The organism is Mesorhizobium sp. M7A.F.Ca.CA.003.01.2.1, from assembly GCF_003998945.1.
Lineage (GTDB): Bacteria > Pseudomonadota > Alphaproteobacteria > Rhizobiales > Rhizobiaceae > Mesorhizobium > Mesorhizobium ciceri.
This window is the reverse complement of sequence record NZ_RZRA01000619.1, coordinates 1-3,459: the sequence shown is the minus strand read 5'-3', so window position 1 is coordinate 3,459 and position 3,459 is coordinate 1. Positions and strand designations below refer to the sequence as shown.

General features: G+C 63.5%; 2 protein-coding genes and 2 pseudogenes. 3 read left to right on the top strand and 1 reads right to left on the bottom strand.

What is annotated here, in order from left to right; genetic code table 11:
- Positions 1-267: pseudogene (locus EN969_RS22380) on the bottom strand (mechanosensitive ion channel family protein); the annotation flags it as partial.
- A 240-nt stretch (positions 268-507) separates the two neighbouring features.
- Here EN969_RS22380 and EN969_RS22375 point away from each other — a divergent pair.
- The 3 genes and pseudogenes from EN969_RS22375 to EN969_RS22365 all read left to right on the top strand — a co-directional run.
- Positions 508-1,503: pseudogene (locus EN969_RS22375) on the top strand (FAD-dependent oxidoreductase); the annotation flags it as partial.
- A gap of 52 nt (positions 1,504-1,555) precedes the next feature.
- A complete protein-coding gene (gene betA, locus EN969_RS22370; RefSeq protein ID WP_013532681.1) occupies positions 1,556-3,208 on the top strand; it encodes a choline dehydrogenase in 1,653 nt (550 codons plus the stop codon).
- Positions 3,209-3,265: 57 nt separating this feature from the next.
- On the top strand, positions 3,266-3,459 hold a 194-nt coding region (locus EN969_RS22365; RefSeq protein WP_127384485.1), incomplete at its 3' end, for an aldehyde dehydrogenase family protein.

The following is a 3,459-nucleotide window of genomic DNA, read 5'->3' as shown; positions in this document are numbered from 1 at the left end:
GAATACCAGCGCACTGGTGAGTGCCGCCCGCGACAGGTCCTCCAGCTGCAGACGGATCTCCACGAGTGAGGCATCGTCCTCACCGTCCTGCTGTATCTTCTTCTCGAGATCGTCCGTCTTGGCCGTTAGATCCTGGATGACCTTTTGCTGATCGGTGACCAAACCGGCCGAGCCCTGGCCGAGCGCTTGCGCCATCGCCTCAAACGAAAGCGGCGCCGAAACGACCAGCGTGAGTACCAGGATGAGACGAAGCAATCGGAAAAGCATGATTTGTTGGCGACTCATCGGCGGCAAAGGCAATTTGAAAGCCTGTCCTTGATAAAGACGGCCCTATCATGGGGCAAGCCGTCGTATCGCGAGCCCATCCGATCATTGGCCCCAACCGATCACTCACGCCGAGTGATCCCATCCCGGGCGTCGGCCAGTCGAAAGGCGATGGCGCAATATTGGCTTTGCGGATGCGGCCTGCTCTATAGTCTGCCGCATCGCCCGAACCGGATGACATCAATGGCAGAGTACTCGGCCTTTTCGCTGCTCGCGAACGCGCTCAAGGGAAACAAGGATTGGAAGCCGGCATGGCGCAAGCCTGACCCGAAGGCGTCCTATGACGTCATCATCATCGGTGGCGGCGGTCATGGGCTGGCGACCGCCTATTATCTTGCCAAGGAACACGGCATCACCAATGTCGCCGTTGTGGAAAAGGGCTGGCTCGGTTCCGGCAATGTCGGCCGCAACACCACGGCCGTGCGCTCGAATTATCTGCTGCCTGCCAACACCCGCTTCTACGAACACTCGATGAAGCTGTGGGAGAACCTGTCGCACGAGCTCAACTACAATGTCATGTTCTCGCAGCGCGGCTGCCTGAACCTGGCGCACACGCCGGCCCAGTTCGACGACTATGCAAGGCGCGGCAACGCCATGCGCCATCTCGGCGTCGATGCCGAACTGATGACGAAGGCTGAGATCAAACGCCTGATTCCGGCGCTCGATATCTCCGACAGCGCTCGCTTCCCGGTGGTCGGCGGCCTGATGCAGCGCCGCGCCGGCACCGCCCGCCACGATGCGGTGGCCTGGGGCTATGCGCGCGGCGCCGACAGGCGCGGCGTCGACATCATCGAAAATTGCGAGGTCACCGGCTTCCTGCGCGACGGCGACCGCATATCAGGCGTCACCACTTCGCGCGGCGACATCCGCGCCAGGAAGGTGGCCGTGGCGGTCGCCGGCAGCACCGGACGCGTCATGCAGATGGCCGGCATCGAGACGATGCCGATCGGGCCGAAATCGATCTGCGACGGTTTGATGTCGCGACGGCCGGGCGATGCTCCGTTTGCCGCGGTCAAGACGGCGGGTGTTCACGGCATCACCGTCGACGACCAATCGGTGCGGCGCGCGATGCGGATCGCCTTCGAGCGCATGAAGCTGGTGCTCGAACCGTCGGGGGCGGCGTCGATCGCGGCATTGCTCGGCGGCAAGGTGGATGTGAAGGACAAGACCGTCCTTGTTGTGGCTACCGGCGGCAATGTCTCGCTCGCCGATTTCATGGCGCATATGAACCATGCTTGAAGCGGATTTCGTCATCATCGGCTCCGGCTCGGCCGGCTCGGCCATGGCCTATCGCCTGTCGGAAGACGGCAAGCATTCGGTCATCGTCATCGAATTCGGCGGCAGCGATATCGGGCCGCTGATCCAGATGCCGTCGGCGCTGTCGATCCCGCTCAACATGAGCCTCTACGACTGGGGCTTTGCCAGCGAGCCGGAGCCGCATCTCGGCGGCCGTGTGCTGGCGACACCGCGCGGCAAGGTTATCGGCGGCTCGTCCTCGATCAACGGCATGGTCTATGTGCGCGGCCACGCCCGCGACTTCGACCATTGGGCCGAAGAGGGTGCGGCCGGCTGGGGCTTCGCCGACGTGCTCCCCTATTTCAAGCGCATGGAGGATTCGGATGGCGGCGAGGATGGCTGGCGCGGGCACGGCGGGCCGCTGCATGTGCAGCGCGGCTCGCGTAAAAATCCGCTCTATGGCGCCTTCGTCGAGGCTGGCCGCCAGGCCGGGTTCGAACTGACGGAGGACTATAACGGTTCCAAGCAGGAAGGTTTTGGGCCGATGGAGCAGACCATCAGCGGCGGCCGCCGATGGTCGGCGGCATCAGCCTATCTGAAGCCGGCGCTGAAGCGCAAAAACGTCAGTCTGGTCAAGGGCTTTGCGCGGCGGGTGATCATCGAGAATCAGCGCGCCATCGGCGTCGAGATCGAAGCTCACAAACAGATTCAGGTCGTTAAGGCGCGACGTGAGGTAATCGTCGCCGCATCGTCGATCAATTCGCCCAAGATCCTGATGCTGTCCGGCATCGGTCCGGCCGAGCATCTGCGCGAAAACGGCATTCCGGTGGTGGCCGACAGGCCCGGCGTCGGCCGCAACCTGCAGGACCATATGGAGCTCTACATCCAGCAGGAATCATTGCTGCCGATCACGCTCAATTCGGTGCTGAATCCGTTCTCGAAAGCGCTCATCGGGGCGCAGTGGCTGTTCCTCAAGAACGGGCTAGGCGCCACCAACCATTTCGAAGCGGCGGCCTTCGTGCGATCGCGTGCCGGCGTCGACTACCCCGACATCCAGTACCATTTCATCCCCGCGGCAGTCCGCTATGACGGCAAGGCGGCGGCCAAGTCGCACGGCTTCCAGGCGCATGTCGGACCGATGCGCTCGAAGTCGCGGGGGTCGGTGACGCTGCGCTCGCCGGACCCGAAATCGAAACCGATGATCCACTTCAACTACATGTCGCATCCAGACGACTGGGCGGAGTTCCGCCACTGCATCCGGCTGACCCGCGAGATCTTCGGCCAGTCGGCGTTCGATCCCTATCGAGGCAAGGAGATATCGCCGGGCAGCCACGTGCAGTCGGACGACGATCTCGACATCTTCATCCGGGATCACGCGGAGAGCGCCTACCATCCTTGCGGCACCTGCAAGATGGGCCGCGCCGACGACGTGATGAGCGTCGTCGATCCGGAGTGCCGGGTCATCGGCGTCGAAGGATTGCGGGTCGCCGATTCCTCGATCTTCCCGCGCGTCACCAACGGCAATCTCAATGCGCCGTCGATCATGACCGGCGAGAAGGCATCCGATCACATCCTTGGCCGCACGCCGCTGGCGCCGTCCAACCAGGAACCATGGATCAATCCGCGCTGGCAGGCGTCGGACAGATAGAGCATGATCGTGTGACTGCACGATCCGCATGCCGCGAAAGACAATCTGGAGACTTCCATGCGCGCTCAGCCCACGGCATCGCACTATGTCAACGGACGCTACATCGAGGACGAAGGCGGCGCCCCGCTGCCGGTCATCTATCCGGCAACCGGCGAGACCATCGCCATGCTGCGTTCGGCAACGCCGAACGTGCTGGAACTCGCCGTCGAGGCCGCGCGGGCGGCGCAGCCCGCCTGGGCGCGGCTGAAGCC